General features: G+C 66.4%; 25 protein-coding genes and 1 tRNA gene. 14 read left to right on the forward strand and 12 right to left on the reverse strand.

All coding sequences use genetic code 11. The features are described from left to right. Positions 1-107 precede the first annotated feature (107 nt). Positions 108-1,097 carry a hypothetical protein gene (locus tag VER16_RS01470; protein ID WP_324805102.1) on the reverse strand — a complete coding sequence of 330 codons (990 nt, stop codon included), beginning with the start codon at positions 1,095-1,097 and terminating at the stop codon, positions 108-110. Positions 1,098-1,221: 124 nt separating this feature from the next. Here VER16_RS01470 and VER16_RS01475 point away from each other — a divergent pair, with 124 nt between their 5' ends. Beyond that, positions 1,222-2,406: a glycoside hydrolase family 18 protein gene (locus VER16_RS01475; RefSeq protein ID WP_324805103.1), complete on the forward strand. Its 1,185-nt coding sequence runs from the start codon at positions 1,222-1,224 to the stop codon at positions 2,404-2,406. Between the two features lie 42 nt (positions 2,407-2,448). Here the strand turns inward: VER16_RS01475 and VER16_RS01480 are convergent, their stop codons facing one another. From VER16_RS01480 to VER16_RS01490, 3 genes are read right to left on the reverse strand one after another with little or no spacing between them, the layout of a single operon-like run. Continuing rightward, a complete protein-coding gene (locus VER16_RS01480) occupies positions 2,449-4,008 on the reverse strand; it encodes a PepSY-associated TM helix domain-containing protein (RefSeq protein ID WP_324805104.1) in 1,560 nt (519 codons plus the stop codon). Positions 4,009-4,030: 22 nt separating this feature from the next. Beyond that, positions 4,031-4,294: a hypothetical protein gene (locus VER16_RS01485; RefSeq protein WP_324805106.1), complete on the reverse strand. Its 264-nt coding sequence runs from the start codon at positions 4,292-4,294 to the stop codon at positions 4,031-4,033. Further along, positions 4,294-4,605, reverse strand: coding sequence for a hypothetical protein (locus VER16_RS01490; RefSeq protein ID WP_324805107.1), 312 nt, complete (start codon positions 4,603-4,605; stop codon positions 4,294-4,296). Before VER16_RS01490 ends, VER16_RS01485 begins: the two co-directional genes overlap by 1 nt. A 428-nt stretch (positions 4,606-5,033) precedes the next feature. On the opposite strand from VER16_RS01490, the gene thrS reads away from it, so the two are divergent. The 10 genes from thrS (at position 5,034) to VER16_RS01540 (ending at position 13,410) form a co-directional block, all read left to right on the forward strand. Continuing rightward, positions 5,034-6,935, forward strand: a complete 1,902-nt coding sequence (gene thrS, locus VER16_RS01495) for a threonine--tRNA ligase (RefSeq protein WP_324805108.1) — start codon at positions 5,034-5,036, stop codon at positions 6,933-6,935. Between the two features lie 48 nt (positions 6,936-6,983). Further along, positions 6,984-7,526 carry a translation initiation factor IF-3 gene (gene infC / locus VER16_RS01500; protein ID WP_414716001.1) on the forward strand — a complete coding sequence of 181 codons (543 nt, stop codon included), beginning with the start codon at positions 6,984-6,986 and terminating at the stop codon, positions 7,524-7,526. Positions 7,527-7,779: 253 nt separating this feature from the next. Continuing rightward, positions 7,780-7,977 (forward strand): 50S ribosomal protein L35, encoded by a 198-nt coding sequence (gene rpmI / locus VER16_RS01505; RefSeq protein WP_005410436.1) that lies wholly within the window; start codon positions 7,780-7,782, stop codon positions 7,975-7,977. An 11-nt stretch (positions 7,978-7,988) separates the two neighbouring features. Next, the gene (gene rplT, locus VER16_RS01510; protein ID WP_005410435.1) at positions 7,989-8,348 is read left to right on the forward strand and encodes a 50S ribosomal protein L20; all 360 of its coding nucleotides are present in this window, start codon (positions 7,989-7,991) and stop codon (positions 8,346-8,348) included. 196 nt (positions 8,349-8,544) lie between these two features. Continuing rightward, complete coding sequence (gene pheS / locus VER16_RS01515) at positions 8,545-9,540, forward strand: phenylalanine--tRNA ligase subunit alpha (protein WP_324805109.1); 996 nt, start codon at positions 8,545-8,547, stop codon at positions 9,538-9,540. A gap of 101 nt (positions 9,541-9,641) precedes the next feature. After that, a complete protein-coding gene (gene pheT / locus VER16_RS01520; RefSeq protein ID WP_324805110.1) occupies positions 9,642-12,023 on the forward strand; it encodes a phenylalanine--tRNA ligase subunit beta in 2,382 nt (793 codons plus the stop codon). Between the two features lie 27 nt (positions 12,024-12,050). Beyond that, a complete protein-coding gene (locus tag VER16_RS01525; protein ID WP_005410432.1) occupies positions 12,051-12,350 on the forward strand; it encodes an integration host factor subunit alpha in 300 nt (99 codons plus the stop codon). Beyond that, positions 12,331-12,687: a MerR family transcriptional regulator gene (locus VER16_RS01530; protein WP_005410431.1), complete on the forward strand. Its 357-nt coding sequence runs from the start codon at positions 12,331-12,333 to the stop codon at positions 12,685-12,687. The genes VER16_RS01525 and VER16_RS01530 overlap by 20 nt, the downstream gene beginning before the upstream one ends. Before the next feature lie 68 nt (positions 12,688-12,755). Next, positions 12,756-12,832: transfer RNA gene (locus VER16_RS01535), tRNA-Pro, on the forward strand. 185 nt (positions 12,833-13,017) lie between these two features. Beyond that, on the forward strand, positions 13,018-13,410 hold the full coding sequence (locus VER16_RS01540) for a hypothetical protein (protein ID WP_324805112.1): 393 nt from the start codon (positions 13,018-13,020) through the stop codon (positions 13,408-13,410). Between the two features lie 18 nt (positions 13,411-13,428). Here the strand turns inward: VER16_RS01540 and VER16_RS01545 are convergent, their stop codons facing one another. Then, positions 13,429-14,130 carry an aspartate/glutamate racemase family protein gene (locus VER16_RS01545; RefSeq protein ID WP_324805113.1) on the reverse strand — a complete coding sequence of 234 codons (702 nt, stop codon included), beginning with the start codon at positions 14,128-14,130 and terminating at the stop codon, positions 13,429-13,431. 151 nt (positions 14,131-14,281) lie between these two features. Here VER16_RS01545 and VER16_RS01550 point away from each other — a divergent pair, with 151 nt between their 5' ends. After that, the gene (locus VER16_RS01550) at positions 14,282-14,920 is read left to right on the forward strand and encodes a LysE family translocator (protein ID WP_324805114.1); all 639 of its coding nucleotides are present in this window, start codon (positions 14,282-14,284) and stop codon (positions 14,918-14,920) included. 96 nt (positions 14,921-15,016) lie between these two features. Next, positions 15,017-15,190, forward strand: a complete 174-nt coding sequence (locus VER16_RS01555) for a DUF1328 domain-containing protein (RefSeq protein WP_200751934.1) — start codon at positions 15,017-15,019, stop codon at positions 15,188-15,190. 37 nt (positions 15,191-15,227) lie between these two features. Here the strand turns inward: VER16_RS01555 and VER16_RS01560 are convergent, their stop codons facing one another. The 4 genes from VER16_RS01560 to VER16_RS01575 form a co-directional block, all read right to left on the reverse strand. Beyond that, positions 15,228-15,560 carry an SMR family transporter gene (locus VER16_RS01560; protein WP_324805115.1) on the reverse strand — a complete coding sequence of 111 codons (333 nt, stop codon included), beginning with the start codon at positions 15,558-15,560 and terminating at the stop codon, positions 15,228-15,230. A 13-nt stretch (positions 15,561-15,573) separates the two neighbouring features. After that, positions 15,574-16,146 carry a TetR/AcrR family transcriptional regulator gene (locus VER16_RS01565; protein WP_324805116.1) on the reverse strand — a complete coding sequence of 191 codons (573 nt, stop codon included), beginning with the start codon at positions 16,144-16,146 and terminating at the stop codon, positions 15,574-15,576. 77 nt (positions 16,147-16,223) lie between these two features. Next, positions 16,224-16,457 (reverse strand): DUF1653 domain-containing protein, encoded by a 234-nt coding sequence (locus VER16_RS01570; protein ID WP_324805117.1) that lies wholly within the window; start codon positions 16,455-16,457, stop codon positions 16,224-16,226. Positions 16,458-16,466: 9 nt separating this feature from the next. Continuing rightward, on the reverse strand, positions 16,467-16,742 hold the full coding sequence (locus VER16_RS01575) for a hypothetical protein (protein WP_324805118.1): 276 nt from the start codon (positions 16,740-16,742) through the stop codon (positions 16,467-16,469). Positions 16,743-17,137: 395 nt separating this feature from the next. On the opposite strand from VER16_RS01575, the gene VER16_RS01580 reads away from it, so the two are divergent. Continuing rightward, positions 17,138-17,344: a hypothetical protein gene (locus tag VER16_RS01580; RefSeq protein WP_324805119.1), complete on the forward strand. Its 207-nt coding sequence runs from the start codon at positions 17,138-17,140 to the stop codon at positions 17,342-17,344. Positions 17,345-17,350: 6 nt separating this feature from the next. Here VER16_RS01580 and VER16_RS01585 read toward each other — a convergent pair whose 3' ends face one another. From VER16_RS01585 to VER16_RS01595, 3 genes are read right to left on the reverse strand one after another with little or no spacing between them, the layout of a single operon-like run. Then, positions 17,351-17,854, reverse strand: a complete 504-nt coding sequence (locus VER16_RS01585; RefSeq protein ID WP_324805120.1) for a response regulator — start codon at positions 17,852-17,854, stop codon at positions 17,351-17,353. Positions 17,855-17,881: 27 nt separating this feature from the next. Next, positions 17,882-18,409: a pilin gene (locus tag VER16_RS01590; RefSeq protein WP_324805121.1), complete on the reverse strand. Its 528-nt coding sequence runs from the start codon at positions 18,407-18,409 to the stop codon at positions 17,882-17,884. 22 nt (positions 18,410-18,431) lie between these two features. Further along, positions 18,432-18,890, reverse strand: a complete 459-nt coding sequence (locus VER16_RS01595) for a pilin (RefSeq protein ID WP_324805122.1) — start codon at positions 18,888-18,890, stop codon at positions 18,432-18,434. Between the last annotated feature and the right edge of the window lie 124 nt (positions 18,891-19,014).

A 19,014-nucleotide genomic window follows, 5' to 3' on the forward strand; every position in this document is an offset into this window, starting at 1 on the left:
CCATCAAAAGGGAACCCGATTGAGCCTGTGCCGCGTCTGAAGTGCTGGAAACGGGTCTGAAGAATTCTGAAGGCCTTGTGCCGCAAGGCTTCAGCACTCGGTAGGTGTCAATCTTGGTTGACACGCTCCTCCTCTTCTTCCTCCCCCAACCACCATACCTGCCCCGGCTCGGGATCACTCAACGGATGCTCGCGCTGCTCGATGGCCTCCAGCACGCGCCCTGGTCCCCCCGCGGTCCATGTCGCCAGCAGCGTCTCCACGACAGCCCGGCCCTGCGCGGCGATGCCGAGGTCGCGCTCGCGCTTCCAACCACCGTCGTCATCGTTCCCGGCCTCGTCGTCATGCCGGTGCGGGGTGCCGTAGCTGCAGCGGCGGCACAACCGACGTACCGTCGCGGTCCAGTCCTCGACCATGCCGATGCCCGGCAGGATCAGTGCCTCCAGCGCAGCGACATCGTCGGCCGAGTCGCACTGCACGAACACCGTGAAGGTCGCCATGTCCGATGCCTGCAGACGCTGCATCGCATTGAACACCGGCGCATCGCCCTCGCCGTAGGCACGGCGGCCGGTGGAGGCGCCGTCATGCAGCACGATGTCGCCGAAGCGGAAGCCACTTTCGGGCAATGGCACGTTGTCGATGCGCGCGCGCACCGGGTCGATGCGGCTCATGTACACCACCTCGGCATCCTTCCAGGGGGCCAGGCGCACGCCGGCCACGCCGAAGTTGCCGACAATCTCGCCGTCACCCTCGGGCAGGGTGATGCCACACCGGCTCCATTGCCGGCGTGCCTCGGTCCAGTCGCCCAGGGCGCTGGCCGCGATACCGGCATTCCAGGCGGCCGCTTCGTCGAATTCGTCGCTCGCCCGCTCCGCACGCAGGTTGTCCTGCAGCGAGGCGGGCCAGTCGCGCAGGTACTTGTGCGCCAGCCCGCGCATGTAGTGCAGGTAGGACACCTCGGGCGCGTGCGCGATCAGTTCCCCGAACAGGCGCGCGGCCTGCGCCAGGTCGCCATCGTCGAAGGCCGCGTATGCGCGGGACTGTTTGGCGCGCAGTGCATCGCGGGTGACGTCCTGGGGGGCGTCGTGGTCTGTGCTCATGTCCGTGTGCGATGGAAGGTCCGCGGCTACCTTAGCCGATGCCGGATCCGTGTAGAGTCGAGCCTGCTCGACTGCTTCGGTCACGTCAGTCGAGCAAGCTCGACTCTACCTACCGGGAGTTCCCATGTTGCGCTACACCCTGGCCGGGCTTGCCCTGCTGATTGCCGCCGCCGTTCCCGCTGCCTGCCATGCGGCGCAGCCGCCGATCCATGGCGCGTACTACCCCGGCGGTTCGGCCGAGCGCTATCCGGTGTCGCGCATCCCGGCCGATCGCCTCACCCACCTGTTCTACGCGTTCTCCACCATCGAAGCAGGGCGCTGCACGGTGGGCGCAGAAGCGCCGAAGAACTTCACTGCGCTGGCCGAGCTGAAGAAGGCGCATCCGCACCTGCGCACCCTGATCTCCATCGGCGGCTGGGGCGCAGGTGGCTTCTCCGATGCCGCGCTCACCGAGGCCAGCCGCAAGCGCCTGGTCGATTCCTGCATGGCGCTGTTCTTCGACCAGTACGCAGGCAGCTTCGACGGCGTGGACATCGACTGGGAATTCCCGGTCAGTGGTGGCCCGAAGGAACTGGCCCATCGCCCGCAGGACCGCGCGAACCTGACACGGCTCGCGCAGGCTTTCCGCGTGGCGCTGGATGCGCGTGGCCGCACGCGTGACCAGCCGATGCTGCTGACCGCCGCGCTCGCGGCCGGCCGCCTGCAGACCGACGGTCCCTATGACCCGGCCGCCAGCTACGACCTGCCGGCGCTGGCCCGGCTGTTCGATTTCATCAATCTGATGAGCTACGACATGGGCACCGGCTTCTCGGCGGTGTCGACCTTCAATGCACCGCTGCATGAAGTGCCGGCCGACCCGCTGGCGCCGGAACTGCGGCGCTGGAACAACGTAGCCGGTGCCGTGCAGTACTACCGCGACCACGGCGTGCCGGCCGACAAGCTGGTGCTGGGCGTGCCGTTCTACGGGCGTGGTTTCAAGGTCACCGGTGACGCGCCCGATGGCCTCTACCAGGCCTACAGCGCACCGGCCGATGCCGGCGACTGGCGGGTGATCAAGGCGCGCTACCTGGACCAGCCGGGCTGGACGAAGCACTGGCAGCCGCAGGCACAGAGCCCGTGGCTGTACAACGCGGCCGAAAAGATCTTCATCAGCTACGAAGATCCGCGCTCGATCGGCCTGCGCGCGCAGTTCGCCCGCGAGCAGGGCCTGGCCGGGGTGTTCATGTGGGAACTGACCGGCGATGACGAGCAGGCCAGCCTGCTCAACGCCATGCTCGCACCGTGGCACAAGGCCCGCGTCGGCGATTGAGCCCGCCCTGGAAGAACCGCCGGACCATGTCCGGCGGTTTCCTCAATCGGCCCACACGCTGTTGGGGTCACCCTCGCGGGCACGGCGCTGGCTGGCCACGGCCAGCCGGGCGAAGCCGAAGGCCATCGCCAGGGCCACCATGTCGATCCAGAACAGCGGCCACAACCCACGCGCGGCGGCCAGCCACGGCCAGTCGCCACTGAGCGCACCATGCATCACCGGCACCAGTGCAGTGCTGATGGCGGCCGCCCACAGCAGCTCGCGTGCGGCCTGTGCCGGCCGGCGCACGGCCGCCCACAGCGCACACGCGGCCCACGTACCGAAGCAGGCCCAGCGGATACCGTGATCTACTGTCGCCGGGGCCACGTGTTCAAGCACCAGTGCAGTGACAAAGGCGACCGAGATCGCCACGCACAGGCCGATGCACACGCCCACCGTGGCCCGCGCCATGTTCACCCCCGCGCGCGGCTGCTGCGGCTGCCGGCGCTTGCGCCGCGATTCGATCCACAGCAGGTTGCCCGAGTAGAACAGAAAAGCGCCGCCGAGGCCCAGCAGGAAGTACAGCCAGACCACCACGCCGTTGCCGAATTCGCCGAAGTGCAGGGCATAGGCGGCGCTGAGCGTGGCGTGGTTGGCATCGCGGTGGCCGGGCAGCTGGCTGGCCAGCACGCGGCCACTGGCCACGTCCAGCGCCACCGAGCCGAGCGGCCCAAGCGTGCCGCTGGATTCGCCGGTGATCTCGATGGTGGCGTTGGCATCACCGCCGTTGGCCAGCTTCAGGTAGGCCGGCTCGAAATCCGCCACACCCTGCGCGCGGGCCACTTCCAGCGCGCGCGCATGCAGTTCGCGCAGGCGGCCCGGCGCGGCCGGCACGCCCGCGGCTTCGCGCACCGGCGCGGTATCCATCGCCGCCGGCACCACCTGCATCGCCTTGCCTTCGAAGATGAGCGGGTTGAGCAGGGCGATCTGGATGAAGACCAGGCAGAGCAGGGCGCCGGTCACCGCGAACATCAGGTGGAACGGCAGGCTGAGCACGCCGATCACGTTGTGCGCGTCCTGCCACATCTGCTTGAGATTGCGGCCCGGGCGCAGCGCGAACAGGTCGCCCAGCAGCTTGGGCAGGTGGATGACCAGGCCGCTGAGCAGGGCCATGCCGTACAGCAGGCTGACGATGCCCATCACGTAGATGCCGGCCACCGGCAGGCCCAGGCTGTAGTGCAGTTCGTTGACCAGTTCGGCCAGGCCCGCCTGCGGTGGTGCGGTGCTGCCACCGGTGTTGCCGGGCCAGGCATAGCGCCAGCCGCCGTCGGCGCCCTGCCAGTAGGCCAGCGGCTGCGGGTGCTCGGCGCCGGGGAAGGTCATGCCGACATGGCGGCGCGCCTCCGGGTGCTTGGCCAGCACGTCGTCCAGCAGGTACTGCGCGTCGTCCAGCCCGGCCGGCAGCGCGGTGGCCGCCCCCGGCGTCTGCCACAAGGGCAGGTCGTGGTGGAACAGGGTCAGGGCGCCGGCATAGAACGCCACGAACAGCCCGAAGCCGGCCACCAGGCCGACCCAGGTGTGCAGGGTGGTGAAGGTACGCAGGGTCTGCGAACTGAATTTCATGCTGGATTTCCTGCGCTCGTTCTCATTGCACCACGCCGCTCAGGCGTAGCAGCCACAGCGCGGCGAAGCCGGCGGCGGCGCAGCCGGCGGGCACCAGCCAGGCGCGCGCCACCGTGCGGAAACTGAAGGCCCACAGCGCCGCCAGCATCCACAGCGGGACGAAGGCGATCAGGGCCGGCACCACCGCAGTGGGCCACGGCCCCGGCGGAAGCCAGGTCAGCAGGCCGGTGGCAGCGGCGGCGAGGAAAAAGCCGGCGAAGATGCCGGACAGGGCGCGCATCCACATCAGCCGAGCCCTCTGCCAGCGGCGTCTGCGGCCGGGCGGTGCCAGGCCGCCAGTGCCGGCAGCAGCAGGGCCGCCAGCATCCAGGTGCACAGCATCGCTACCAGGCCGGCAGCCACGCCCAGTTCGGCCATCCACAGCCACAGCGAGGCCACGGCAGCGACCAGGCCGATCTGCCGGCCCAGGCGGCCGGCGCGGCGCAGGCGTGGCCAGCGGCAATGCGGGGATGCTGCGTAGAACGCCAGCGCGGAAAACATCGCCGACAGCACGGCCAGGCTGCAGAAGCCCAGCGTCGACAGGCCCACAGTGATCATTGCAGGCGTCGGCCAGGGCGGTGGCCCGGCGAATGCGGGGCACGGGCGGAGCCGGCACAGGCCGGACGGAGCGGGTGGCGCATGACGAGGTCCTGGAGGAAAGCGGGCAGGATGGCAGGAAGGCGGCTGCGCGCACATGGTAATCATTGCGATTTCACCTCGCCAGCGAAGGCTATTCAGCAGCGCAGCGGGCGCCGCTTGGGCTTTGCCGCGCGCTGGTTTAAGATCGACGCAGAACCCTGACTGGAACAAGGTGGCCCGCGCCCAGCGCCGGCCGAGCGTGCGACATGAGCACTACCACCGCCCACCGCTGACCTGCCCCCGAAGGCCCTGTTCCGCAGGCGCCCTCGCGGCGCTTTTTTATTGCCCGGGCACCGCCCGGAACGCTTTCCAGCCCGCCTGAGCGGGCCCCGCACGAAGCCATTGCGATGATCAATATCACCCTTCCCGACGGCAGCCGCCGCGAATTCGAACATCCCGTCAGCGTCATGGACGTCGCCCAGTCCATCGGCGCCGGCCTGGCCAAGGCCACCATCGCCGGTTCGGTGGATGGCGTGCTGGTCGATGCCAGCGACGTCATCGACCACGATGCCAGCCTGCGCATCATCACCGCCAAGGACGAGGAGGGCGTGGAAATCATCCGCCACTCCTGCGCCCACCTGGTCGGCCATGCCGTCAAGCAGCTGTACCCGGACGTGAAGATGGTCATCGGCCCGGTCATCGCCGAGGGCTTCTACTACGACATCCATTCCGAGCGTCCGTTCACGCCGGACGACATGGCCGCCATCGAGAAGCGCATGGGTGAGCTGATCGCCCAGGATTACGACGTCATCAAGAAGGTGACCCCGCGCGCGGAAGTGATCGAAATCTTCAAGGCCCGTGGCGAGGACTACAAGCTGCGCCTGATCGAGGACATGTCCGACGACATCCAGGCGATGGGCATGTACTACCACCAGGAATACGTGGACATGTGCCGCGGCCCGCACGTGCCGAACACGCGCTTCCTGAAGGCCTTCAAGCTGACCCGCATTTCCGGCGCGTACTGGCGTGGCGATGCGCAGAACGAACAGCTGCAGCGCATCTACGGCACCGCCTGGGCCGACAAGAAGCAGCTTGAGGCGTACATCAAGCGCATCGAAGAAGCCGAAATGCGCGACCACCGCCGCATCGGCAAGCAGCAGGACCTGTTCCACCTGCAGGAAGAAGCCCCGGGCCTGGTGTTCTGGCACCCCAAGGGCTGGGCGCTGTGGCAGGTGGTCGAGCAGTACATGCGCAAGGTCTACCAGAAGAGCGGCTACGGCGAAGTGCGCTGCCCGCAGATCCTGGACGTGAGCCTGTGGAAGAAGTCCGGTCACTGGGACAACTACCAGGACAACATGTTCTTCACCGAATCGGAGAAGCGCACCTACGCGGTCAAGCCGATGAACTGCCCGGGCCATGTCCAGGTGTTCAACCAGGGCCTGCACAGCTATCGCGACCTGCCGATCCGCTACGGTGAGTTCGGTTCCTGCCACCGCAACGAGCCGTCCGGCGCGCTGCACGGCATCCTGCGCGTGCGTGGTTTCACCCAGGACGACGGCCATGTGTTCTGCACCGAGAGCCAGATCGAATCGGAAGTGACCGCGTTCCACCAGCAGGCGCTGGCGGTCTACCAGCATTTCGGCTTCGATGAGATCCAGATCAAGATCGCCCTGCGCCCGGAATCGCGCCTGGGTGACGATGCCACCTGGGACAAGGCCGAAGGCGCGCTGCGCTCGGCGCTGTCCAGCTGCGGCGTGGAATGGCAGGAGCTGCCGGGCGAGGGTGCCTTCTACGGCCCGAAGATCGAGTACCACCTGAAGGACGCGATCGGCCGTACCTGGCAGCTGGGCACCATGCAGGTCGACTTCATGATGCCGGGCCGCCTGGGCGCCGAGTACGTGGACGAAAACAGCCAGAAGAAGCACCCGGTCATGCTGCACCGGGCCATTGTCGGTTCGATGGAGCGCTTCCTGGGCATCCTGATCGAGCACCACGCCGGCCAGTTCCCGGCCTGGCTGGCGCCGACCCAGGTGGTGGTGGCAAATATCACGGACGCCCAGGCTGAATACGTCGCGGGCGTGACCAAAACCCTTGCGGAGCAAGGCTTCCGCGTCAGCTCGGATTTGCGTAACGAGAAGATCGGCTATAAAATCCGCGAGCATACGCTGCAGCGCGTCCCCTACCTGCTGGTCATCGGTGACCGGGAGAAGGAAAATGGCGCCGTGGCGGTGCGTACGCGTTCTGGCGAAGACCTTGGCAGCATGAGCCTGCAGGCCTTCATCGAGCGGCTCCACGCCGAGGGCGCGTAAGCAAAGGTCCGGTCCGGGCGCACAGGCACCCGGGCCGGTTCGATACCCTTGGGAGAACGTAATATCAGCACCCCTGACAACAAACAGAACCGCAGGAATCAGGAAATCCGTGTGCCGCGCGTCCGCGTGATCGGCAGTGACGGAGAAATGATCGGCGTGTTGTCGCGCGACGAAGCGCTGTCCATGGCCGAAGATGAAGGCCTGGACCTGGTTGAAATCCAGCCGCAGGCCGATCCGCCGGTCTGCAAGATCATGGATTTCGGCAAGTTCAAGTTCGAAGCGCAGAAGAAGGCCAGCGAGGCCAAGAAGAAGACCAAGCAGGTCGAGATCAAGGAAGTGAAGTTCCGTCCGGTCACGGATGAGGGCGACTACCAGATCAAGCTGCGCAAGATGCGTGGTTTCCTTGAGGAAGGCGACAAGATCAAGGTCAACATCCGCTTCCGTGGCCGTGAAATGAGCCACCAGGAACTGGGTCGTGAAATGGCCAACCGGATCGAAGCCGATCTGGGCGAGGACATCGTCATCGAATCCCGTCCGCGCCTGGAAGGGCGTCAGATGGTCATGATGATCGCGCCGAAGAAGAAGACCTGAGGCCTGCGGGGCTGCCTTCCGGGGCGCCTGGCTGAATGGTTCAGGGTGAAGGGGCGCCAGTGGCGTCCCTTTGCTTTTGCAGCAGGACGTTTGAGGGTCGCAGGGGCTGGTGACGGGGCGGTTTTGCCTGTATCATGCCCGGCTCGACCCACCCAGGACGGGTCGTACGCCGATCATGGCAGGACGGAAAGAGTGGCCCAGGCCACCGCCAGATCAGTCAGAAACCAGGGTCACCCCCATCAAGGACATTGCAATGCCCAAGATCAAGACCAACCGGGCAGCGGCCAAGCGTTTCCGCAAGACCGCCTCGGGCAAGTACAAGTGCGGCCACGCCAACCGTAGCCACATCCTCACGAAGAAAGCGACCAAGCGTAAGCGTAATCTGCGTCAGACGGGCCATGTCCGTGCAGAAGACGCAGGCCGTCTGGACCGCATGCTCCCTTACCTCTGAGGAACTGAAAAATGGCACGAGTTAAGCGTGGCGTACAGGCGCGTCGCCGCCACAAGAAAATCCTTGATCTGGCGAAGGGCTACTACAACGCCCGTCGCAAGGTCTTCCGCGTCGCCAAGCAGGCGGTCATCAAGGCACAGCAGTACGCCTACATCGGCCGTAAGCAGAAGAAGCGCAACTTCCGTTCGCTGTGGATCACCCGTATCAATGCGGCTGCCCGCATCAACGGCCTGAGCTACAGCCGCTTCATGAACGGCCTGCTGAAGGCCGGCATCACCCTGGACCGCAAGGTCCTGGCTGATATCGCCGTGCACGACGCAGCTGGCTTTGCTGCACTGGCCGAAAAGGCCAAGGGCGCACTGGCGGCATAAGTCCTTCCCGATGCCGTTGCCGTTCAGCGGGAACGGTGTCAGGTAGAGGCAATGCATGGGGAAGGGCGCAAGTCCTTCCCCATTCTTTTTTGGGTCCCGGCAACGCCGCAGGCGCGCGCTGCGGGGACCGGCGGTGGCGACAGGGGTCGGCCCTTCGCGCATCGCGATGGCAGACCGACTGGAGTTCCGGCCCCCCATGAGCGACATCCAATCCCTCACCACCCAGGCGCTGGCCGATGTGGCCGCCGCACAGAGCCCCGACGTGCTGGAACAGCTGCGCGTGGCCCTGCTCGGCAAGAGCGGCAGCATCACCGCCCAGCTCAAGCAGCTCGGCACCCTGCCGGCCGACGAGCGCAAGGCCGCCGGTGAAGCCATCAACCAGGCCCGTGACGCGCTGTCCAGCGCGCTGGGCGAGCGCAAGGCCGTGCTGGAAAACGCCGCACTGGATGCGCGACTGGCCGCTGAAACGATCGACATCACCCTGCCGGGCCGCAACGGCGACCGCGCTGGCCTGCACCCGATCACCCGCACCCTGGAACGCATCACCGGCATCTTCGGCCGGCTGGGCTACGAGCTGTCCGAGGGTCCGGAAATCGAGGACGACTGGCACAACTTCGAAGCGCTGAACTTCCCGCCGCACCACCCGGCGCGCGCCATGCACGACACCTTCTATTTCGGTGATGGCCGCCTGCTGCGCACGCATACCTCCGGTGTACAGGTGCGCTACATGGGCGAACACCAGCCGCCGCTGCGCATGATCGCCGCCGGCAAGGTGTACCGCAGCGACAGCGACCAGACCCATTCGCCGATGTTCCACCAGGTCGAAGGCCTGCTGGTGGATGAGCATTCCACCTTTGCCGACCTGAAGGGCACGCTGGCCGAGTTCGTGCGCGCCTTCTTCGAGCGCGATTTCGAAATGCGCTTCCGCCCCAGCTACTTCCCGTTCGTTGAACCCGGTGCGGAAGTGGACATCGCCTGGCAGCAGCCCGACGGCAGCACCCGCTGGCTGGAAGTGCTCGGCTGCGGCATGGTCCACCCGAACGTGCTGCGCAATGTCGGCATCGATCCGGAGCGCTACACCGGCTTCGCCTTCGGCCTGGGCGTGGAGCGCTTCGCAATGCTGCGCTATGGCGTCAACGACCTGCGCGCGTTCTTCGAGAACGACGTGCGGTTCCTGAAACAGTTCGCGTAAGCGCAACCATGTAGAGCCGAGCCATGCTCGGCTGCTCCTGAATCGACTGCTCCTAAATTCGCAGGCCCAGGCGCATGCGCCGGGTCCACCAGGGTGACACCATGAAATTCTCCGAAAACTGGCTGCGCAGCCACGTCCCGACCTCCGCCACGCGCGATGAACTGAGCGCGGTGCTCACCGCCATCGGCCTGGAAGTGGAAGAAGTGACTGCGCTCGGCAACGGCCTGCAGCACGTGGTCGTGGCACGCATCGTCGAAGCCGTGCGCCATCCCGAAGCCGACCGCCTGCAGGTGTGCAAGGTCGACGCAGGGCGGGGCGAACTGCTGCAGATCGTCTGCGGTGCGCCGAACGCGCGCCCGGGCCTGGTTGCCCCGCTGGCCATGGTCGGCGCGCAGATCGGTGACCTGAAGATCAAGCCGGCCAAGCTGCGCGGCGTTGAATCCAACGGCATGCTGTGCTCGGCCAAGGAGCTTGGCCTGGACACCGATGCCTCGGGCCTGCTGGAACTGCCCGATGACGCGCCGGTCGGCCAGACCCTGGTCGAGTACCTGGGCCTTCCCGACGCCAGCATCGAGATCAAGCTGACCCCCAACCGCGCCGACTGCTTCAGCGTGCGCGGCATCGCCTTTGATGTGGCCGCCGCTACCCGCAGCGAAGTGCTGGCGTTTGCCGACGAAGCCATTGCGCCGGTCGGCAGCCGCGAGCTGTCCATCCAGCTCGACGCCGGCGCCGAAGCGCCGCGCTACCTGGGGCGCGTCATCGAAGGCGTCAACGCTGCCGCGAAGACCCCGCTGTGGATGGCCGAGCGCCTGCGCCGCAGCGGCGTGCGTCCGGTCTCGCTGCTGGTGGACATCACCCAGTACGTGATGCTGGAACTGGGCCAGCCGATGCACGCCTACGACCTGGGCACCCTGCAGGGCCGCATCGGCGTGCGCCGTTCGCGCGCCAACGAAGCGATCAAGCTGCTGGATGGCCGCGATGCAGTGCTGGACGAGAGCTTCCTGGTGGTCACCGACGCTGACCGTGCGGTTGGACTGGCCGGCCTGATGGGCGGCTTCGATACCCGCGTCACCGACGACACCACTGCCGTGTTCCTGGAAGCCGCGCACTTCGCGCCGGCCGCCATCATGGGCCGTGGCCGCAAGCTGGGCCTGCACACCGATGCCGGCCACCGCTTCGAGCGTGGCGTCGACCCGGCGCTGCCGCGCACGGCCATCGAATACGCCACCCGCCTGGTGCTGGACCTGGCCGGCGGCACGCCGTCGCCGGTGACCGAGGCGGTCAATCAGGCCGACCTGCCGCAGCCGGCCACGATCCTGCTGCGTCGCGCGCGCATCACCCGCGTGCTGGGCATCACCATTGAAGATGCCGAGGTCGAGCGCATCCTGCGCGCGCTGGGCATGGGCGTGACCGCGGCCGGCGACGGCTGGCAGGTGACCGCGCCGAGCCGCCGCTTCGATATCGCCATCGAAGAAGACCTGATCGAGGAACTGGCCCGCATCCACGGCTACGAGCAGATTCCGACCACCCTGCCGGGTGGCGCGGCGCGCGTGGCGATGCCGACCGAGACCCAGCTGGACGTGCTCAGCGTGCGCCGCCAGCTGATCGCCCGCGATCTGCAGGAAACCCTGAACTTCGCCTTCGTCGACGATGCCCTGCTGGGCCAGTGGCAGCTGCGCGACAATCTGGTGCCGCTGGCCAACCCGCTGTCGGCCGAGCTGGCGGTGATGCGCCCGGCGCTGCTGCCGGGCCTGGTCGCCACCCTCGGCCGCAATGCGGCGCGCCAGCTGGCCCGCGTGCGCCTGTTCGAGGTCGGCCGGGTGTTCGCCCAGCAGGCGGGCGAAGGCCAGCCCGCACCGCTGGAAACCCCGCGCGTGGCCGCCGCCGTCTGTGGCGATGCGCAGGCCGTGCAGTGGGGCCTGCCGACCCGCAAGGTCGACTTCCATGACCTGAAGGGCGACCTGGAATCGCTGGCCGCCGCCAGCGGTGCCGTGCTCGAATTCCGCCCCTCGACCCGCGCCTTCGGCCATCCGGCCCGCTCGGCCGAGGTATACCGCGATGGCGTGGTGATCGGCTGGATCGGCCAGATCCACCCGCGCCTGGCCAAGGCCATGGACATCGAGGCCGATGTCTATGCCTTCGAACTGGATCTGGAAGCGCTGTCCACCCGCGCCCTGCCGCGGGCCGGAGAGCTGTCGCGCTTCCCGGCCGTGCGCCGCGACCTGGCGTTCCTGGTCCCTGAACAGGTGGCCTGGAGCGACCTGGCCGCGACCATCCGCCAGGCCGCAGGCCCGCTGCTGCGCGAGCTGAACCTGTTTGATCGCTACGTCGGCCAGGGTGTCGAGCCGGGCTTCAAGAGTCTCGCTATGGGCTTGATTTTGCAGGACAAGTCGCGCACTCTGACGGACCGCGACGTGGAAGCGGTGGTGGCCGAGGCGGTCACTGCGATCGAGCGTGAACACCACGCCCGGATCCGCGGCTGAGCGGGAAGCACTCAGGGGTAGCAGGCAATGGCATTGACCAAGGCGGAGATGGCGGAAAAGCTGTTCGACGAAGTCGGTCTGAACAAGCGGGAAGCCAAGGAATTCGTCGACGCGTTCTTCGATGTGCTGCGTGAAGCGTTGGAACAGGGACGTCAGGTGAAGCTGTCCGGCTTCGGTAATTTCGATCTGCGGCGCAAGAACCAGCGCCCGGGTCGCAACCCCAAGACCGGTGAGGAAATTCCGATTTCCGCCCGCACGGTGGTCACCTTCCGTCCGGGCCAGAAGCTCAAGGAGAGGGTGGAAGCTTATGCTGGATCCGGGCAGTAACCGCGAACTACCGCCGATCCCGGCCAAGCGCTACTTCACCATTGGTGAGGTAAGCGAGCTGTGCGACGTCAAGCCGCACGTGCTGCGCTACTGGGAAACCGAATTCCCCAGCCTTGAGCCGGCCAAGCGCCGCGGCAACCGTCGTTACTACCAGCGCCACGACGTGCTGATGGTGCGGCAGATCCGCAGCCTGCTGTACGAACAGGGTTACACCATCGGTGGCGCGCGCCTGCGCCTGGATGGTCCGGATGCACGCGAGGAATCGGCGTTGAGCAACCAGATCATCAAGCAGGTACGCATGGAGCTGGAAGAAGTGCTGCAATTGCTTCGCCGGTGATCCAAAACCCCGCGTAATCCGCTATACTTCACGGCCCGCCGCACTGGCGGGTACATCGCAGCATCAGTCGGGGCGTAGCGCAGCCTGGTAGCGCATCTGCCTGGGGGGCAGAGGGTCGTCGGTTCGAATCCGGCCGTCCCGACCACTGTTGTGAAACAGAAAGCCTGCGCAGCAATGCGTGGGTTTTTTTTTACCTGTGGCGCGCGAATACCCGGCGTTCAGGCCCGCAGTCCATACGGCGCGGTACTTCCCTTATCATCGGCGCACATCTGATCGCATCGGCTGCGTCCCCGCACCTGCCAACGGCGGTTGCGGCGGGCGTGCTGGACGATGCGCAGACCACGACGACCACAGGGGGTTGCGTTGATCAGCAGTATCGTCATTCATCGCTCGGCCGGCGCAGGCGCGGCCGACGTGCAGGTCCTGGACACGACGTTCAAGGGCAAGCGTATTTTCGTAGCCTGGGGGCTGCGGGGGCATGAACTGACCCGCGAAGCCGAACCGGCCGACACCGTTGCCGCGCGCAAGGCGCTGCAGCGCGAATCACGGCAGGTCGACGGCCCACGCAGCGGCGAAGTGTTCATTGCCAGCCAGTCCGGCGTGGCCATCAGCGTGTACCGCATGCTGACCGAAGCCCGCAGCGGCGATGCCGTGTTCTTCCTGTGTGATTCGCCGCCGGTGGTCGACTGGCTGGTGACCGCGCTGGAAGTGCAGGCGTCGTAGTGTCGAGCAAGCTCGACGCTACACAGGGTCTGCCAAGGCGGCGTCCACCGCAGCACGGGCGTGCAGGGTGGTCGTGTCGAACAGCGGCACGGGGCTGTCCTGCTCGCGTACCAGCAGCATGATCTCGGTGCAGCCCAGGATGATCGCTTCGGCGCCGCGTGCGACCAGGCGCTTGATGACCTCCACATAGACCTGCCGTGAGGTCTCGCTCACTACGCCGGCAATCAGCTCGCGGTAGATGATGTCGTGTACGTCGCGGCGGTCGTCGGCCTCCGGTACGAGCACCTGCAGCCCGAAACGCTCGCGCAGCCGCCCGCAGTAGAAATCCTCTTCCATGGTGAAGGCCGTGCCGAGCAGGCCGACCGTGCGCACGCCTGTAGCCAGAATGGCGGCGGCAGTCGGGTCGGCGATGTGCAGCAACGGCAGCGGGCAGGCGGCCTCCAGCTGCGGGGCCAGCTTGTGCATGGTGTTGGTGCAGACCACCAGCAGGTCGGCGCCACCGGCCTGCAGGCGGCACGCGGCATCGATCATTTCCCCGCCCAGCGCTTCCCAGTCACCGTCGTGCTGCAGCTGCTTGATCCGCGCGAAATCCACTGACCACAGCAGCAGCTGCGCCGAGTGCGCACCGCCCAGCCGCTGGCGGACCTCTTCGTTGATGAGGCGATAGTACTGTGCCGAGCTTTCCCAGCTCATGCCGCCGATCAGGCCCAGGGTCTTCATGCGTGTCTCCGTGCAGGAAGCGCCATTGCAGCACAGCCCCGCCATCGTGTGCAGGCCCGATTCTGTAACCGTCACCCACGGCCTGCACTGTACGTACCGCAGCACGCAGGCAACCCGTAAGCTGGTGGACTTCCCGCGTCGAGAAACAACGATGGCCCTGCATACCTGGTGGTGGTTCCTGGCCACGGTTTTCGTGCTGTGCGGCACGCCGGGGCCGAACATGCTGCACATCCTCGGCCGCAGCGTTGGCCTGGGTTTCCGCCGCAGCGTCCCAGCCATGGCTGGCTGCCTGCTCGCCATGCTGCTGGTGCTGGCCGCTTCGGCGGCGGGCCTGAGTGCGCTGCTGCGTTCCTCGCCGATGCTGTTCGAGGTGCTGCGCTACCTGGGCGTGGCCTACCTGGCGTGGTTGGGCATCAAGGCGTGGCGTGACAGCTTCCGTCCGGTCCCGGCAGACAGCGGCAACGAGCCGCTGCTGGCGCCCGCAGACAGTGCGTGGGCGGTCTTCAGGGGCGGCTTGCTGGTCGGCCTGAGCAATCCCAAGCTGCTGTTGTTCGCCGCCGCGTTCCTGCCGCAGTTCGTCGATCCGGCGCGTGCGCAGGGCCTGCAGTACACGGTGCTGGTGGCCACCTTCGCCAGCTGTGAGCTGTTCTGGTACGTGATGTATGCCGCCGGCGGCCACAGTCTGCGCCGCTGGCTGGCCATGCCCTTCGCGCAGCGCTGGTTCGAGCGGCTGGTGGGCAGCGTGTTCCTGGCCTTTGCGGTCGCGCTGCTGCGCTTCCGCCCGCGCTGATCGTTCACGTCGCGCGCGCGGCACGCTCACAGGGCAGGCATCGCACGCGGCTTAACCTGTTCATACCGTCAGCATTCCCCAGGGGAAAGGATCGATATGATCAAGTGGGCCATCATTTTCGCCGTCATCGGCCTCATCGCCGGCGTGCTCGGCTTCGGCGGCATCGCCGGCGCCGCGGTCGGCATTGCCAAGTTCCTCTTCTGGGCCGGCATCATCATCGCGGTGATCCTGTTCCTCATCGGCATGAGCATCGCCAAGAAGGTCGCCTGACCGCCTCGCCGCCATCAGCAGGCCGCAGCGCGCCCGCTCAGTGCGTGCTGCTTTTCGAGAACAGATTGATGACCAGCACGCCGGCACAGATCAGGCCGATGCCGATCAGGGCCGCCGTGTCCAGGCGCTGCTTGAACACCAGCAGGCCGATCACCGAGATCAGCACGATGCCCACGCCCGACCAGATCGCGTAGGCGATGCCGGTGGGGATGGATTTCATCGTAAGCGCCAGCAGGTAGAAGCACACGCCGTAGCAGGCCAGGGCGCCCAGGGTCGGCAGCAGGCGGCTCATGCCCTCGGAGGCTTTCAGCAGCGAGGTGGCGATTACCTCCAGGGCGATGGCGGCGGCCAGGTAGAGGTAGGGGTTCATCACGGGCTCCAGATCAGGCCGGCTCACACAGCTTCAATGCCTCGGCCGCCATCGCCAGGGCGTTGCGACGTTCCTCCTCGTCGAGGGGGCGGCCATAGGCCGTGGCCCAGTAGCCATCGGCGGCGCAGCGGGCCGCATACAGGCGGGGATCGGTTGCCTCGCCCGGGAACTGCGCCAGCATGCCGCGCATCCAATCACGCCAGTGGGCCAGCATTGCCGGTTCCAGCAGGTTGGCCATGGTCAGGCCGATGTCGTTGTCGCGGGTCTGCTGCAGCAGATGGTCGAAGGTGACCTGCACATAGGCGCGGGTGAAGCAGCCGTGGCCGGCAGGCGCCAGCTGCATGTGCGCGCGCAGATCCTGCTCGAAATCATCGAGCATCGCGCTCAGGGTTGCGTCCAACAGCGCCTGTTTGCTGCTGAAGTGGTGGAACAGCGCCCCCTTGCTGACCCCGGCGGCACGGGCAACATCCTGCACGGTCAATGCAGCAGATCCGTTCTGGCCGAGCACGCGGGCAGTGGCGTCCAGCAGGGCCTGGCGCACGAGATCGGGCGCCTTGCGGCGGGTTGGGGCAGGCGATGCGGACATGGGAAAAGAAACCGACTGGACGGTATGATTGTAGCGCAGCCGGTCATCGCCCGCGCGTGGGCGATGATGCGCCGGGGTCAGTCTTCGATGCGGGCGAAGCGCGGCTGCGGGCCGTGCTCGCCGGGAACCTGCTCGACGAACATGGCGTAGGGGCGCACCCAGAGGCCGCCTTCGCCATAGAGTGCGCGGTACAGCACCTGCGGCTGCAGGGTCTCGCTGCTGCGCACGATATCGATCACTTCATACAGGCCGCCCTTGAAATGGCGGTAGCGGCCCGGCGCAAGGCGGGGCAGGGGGCTGAGGTCGGACATGCGGAAATTCTACTTGCGCGCGGGCGTGCGTGGCAGCGCGCACCAGGCATCGATGGCCTCGGCCGTATTGGCCAGGCCCTGGGCCTGGGCCAGTTCCCACGGGCGCTCGCATCGCCCGCTGCGCTGGCACCACTGGTAGCCGGCCGAGCCGATGCAGCCGTGGGGGTCGCGATCACCGCCAACCACCGGCGCAGGCGCTGCGGCCGCGCCGGCAGGTGTGGGCTTGGGATGGGCACAGCCGGTCAGTGCCAGTACAAGCAGCACCGCTGGGGTGGTGGTCTTCATCGGCCTTGTTCCGGGTCCGGGGGCCTCAGTGTCGGCCGCATCGCCCGGGGCAACAAGCGCTCAGCTGATGCTGGCGCGCACCACTTCTTCCAGCAGGACCAGGTAGCTGGCCAGGAAGTAGAACTTGAGCAAGGTCGAACGCTGCAGCGGAAGCGAGGTGCGCATGTGGAAGGGGCCCCTGTTAGTGAGCGTAGTGTGAAGCTCTGCTGACTTCGTGACAAGAGTCACGGAAAACTTTCACTAAACCGACTCAGGGATGTGATGGGGGTCTTGCTCTGATGCTCCGGCGGGCATTTTTCGTACTAATCCGATAGGAACTCCCTGACCCGTTGCCTACGGTGGAGGCAACCGCAGATGGCCTGGCGCCGCTGCCTCTTGCCCTCAAGGAGTCCGACATGGTCATTACCGTCAAGTGCAATGCCGAACGCTGGTCCGTGCTGGATCCGGCGGCTGCCGTCCCCGAGCCCTTTGCCAGCGGTGCTGCCGCCTTCGATGCGGCCATCGCGCGGGCAAGCGACCACCACCGGCGCACCGGCCAGGACAGCACGGTGCGGGTGGAAGCACTGGGCAATACGGTGGACGCGGTGCAGTTCAGCCGTTGATGGCCGTCAGGCCCCTTCTTCGCGAAGGGGCGCTAAGGGCGGGGTAGCGCCGCGCGGCTCAAGTGCCGGAGCAATGAAGCGGCACAACCAGGCGGGGTCTACCGTTTTGGCGTACACGTGTTCGATGCCGGCCGGCAACGCGTGATCACGCAGCATGTGGCGAGGATGCTGCGTCAATACCAGTACCAGCAGATCATCGCGCAGGCTGCGGATACGGCGCAGCAGCGGCATGCCGTCACTCTGCCCCACGGTGGGCATGCAGGGGTCGATCACCAGCACCCGGCAGCGTGGATCGGCGATCAGCGTAAGCACCTCGGACGGCGAACGGGCTTCGCCTGCCCGTGCGCCGCCAAGGTGTGTGCTGATGTGGTGGGTCAGTTCGCGGCGTAGCCAGGGGTTGGGGTCGGCGATGACCCAGGTCTGGGAAGGTAGGGCTGGACGTTCCGGCGCGTACAACGGTTCGTTGTCAGACGACGAGGCAGGGAGTGCCAGGGCAAAAGCTTCGTGCATGGCCAGGTGATGTGCTGGGGTACGTACTCAGGGCCCGCGCGGACGATAGCGGCACTGGTCGGGTAGCAGATCCTGCCCACCATCGCCCGCGCTACCACTGCATTCCCACGTATTCTCGTGATTGTCGCGCAGGAAGCCGATGTGCGGGCTGGGTCCCATGACCGGATCAGGTTTCAGGGTGCACCAGAACTCGTCGCGGTTCACGAGAATCTCAACGCAAAGCTTGCTCTTCGAGCTCAACCCGATGTACTCCGGCTCCAGTGGGCCGTAATCAATCGCGGCCTCATCCTCGATGCGCATGAGGTCGAGCACCCGCGTGCCAACTGAAATCTCGTCCAGCGCCGCTGCCATCTTCGCTTTCGCCACATGTCTTTGATACTGCGGCACGGCGATCATGCCGAGTATGGCGAGGATCGCCACGACTACCATCAGTTCGATCAGTGAGAAGCCTTGATCGCGCCTGACGGCAGGCGCTGTGCAGTCTGTGGATGTGGTTGAAAGAATCATGTAAATCTCATCCAGGATTGAAGGTGCTTTCAGCAGGCGGGAGATCATTTCTCCCGCCTGCAGGAACTTCTTATGCGCCGGACCGGCACGACTCGGGAAGGACGTTCTGGTCGCCGACGTCGCTGGTGCAGGTCCAGATGCCATCCGTATCGCGTTCCAGGCTCAATACCGAACCGCCATCAAATGCGCTTTCGGGGTTCAGGTTGCAGACGAGGCTGCCCACGCCGTCGGCGGCCAACGACACTTCGAACGAACTGCAGCGCGATGCGGAGCCTGGCAGGCCGACCATTTTCGGGCTGACATCCGTCAGGTCCGAGCCTTCAGCCAGCAGGGCTTCCATACCGACCTTGCCGGGTGTCACTTCGGCCAGCGCTGCACCGAGCTTGGCCTTGGCAGCAAACTTCTGGTACTGCGGCAGCGCGATGGCCGCAAGGATGCTGATGATCGCCACCACCACCATCAGTTCAATGAGCGAGAAACCGTTCTGCCGGGAATGTGGCGCGCGGGTGCGGATGGAGGAGATGTCCATGAATATCCTTCGTGCTTTGGGTGATGTGAATGCTGGCCGCGAGCTGTTTTCGCGGCGCGTTCATAGGTAATCACCTGGTGCGGGGGCGGGATATTCAAGGAATGGGAAAGTATCGTGCTGGACG

This window comes from Stenotrophomonas sp. (assembly GCF_035634915.1).
GTDB lineage: Bacteria > Pseudomonadota > Gammaproteobacteria > Xanthomonadales > Xanthomonadaceae > Stenotrophomonas.